The organism is Mesorhizobium sp. CNPSo 4684 (genome assembly GCF_057784315.1).
Map to the genome: position 1 here is coordinate 1 of NZ_JBWLUX010000107.1, position 528 is coordinate 528.

The 528-nt window shown below is 63.8% G+C and carries 1 protein-coding gene; it reads left to right on the plus strand.

All coding sequences use genetic code 11. The annotated features are described in order from the left end of the window. A partial coding sequence (locus AC04SG_RS32900) for a Ulp1 family isopeptidase (RefSeq protein ID WP_488554405.1) occupies nucleotides 1-510 on the plus strand: 510 nt, incomplete at its 5' end. Nucleotides 511-528: the final 18 nt, after the last annotated feature.

Consider the following 528-nt stretch of genomic DNA (forward strand, 5'->3'; position numbering starts at 1 on the left):
CTCCTGACGCAAGAGTTGCAGGGGAACAATCCGGGTCTGGCCGCCCGGACGCGGTTCGTGGATCCCCTCATAACCCTTGGCAGCCTGCGCTTGGGCACCGAGAGCGACATGCTACGCGCATTCCAGCGCATCGTTCATGATCACAATGGTAACGACACGGCCGACTTCCTGTTCCTGCCAGTGAACGATGCCAGTGCCAATCGCCGCGGCAGCCATTGGTCGCTGCTGTTCGTTGATCGCCGCGAGCGCGGACGGCCGGTTGCCTATCACTACGACTCGAACGGGAGATACAACGAGGCGCCCGCAGGACAACTCGCAGCAAGGCTGGGCGCGCGCTTGGAGTCGCCCCGCATCCCCCAACAGCGAAACGGTCATGATTGCGGCGTCTTTGTGGTGGACGGCACGCGCGAGCTGGTTAGGCGATTGGCGCAACCAGGGCAGCCAGTCCTGCTGGACCTCGACGGGCTCCGTGCCGATCGGCAGGCACTGCAAAACAGACTGCAGGGCTGACGTTCGCCATGGCGGGAT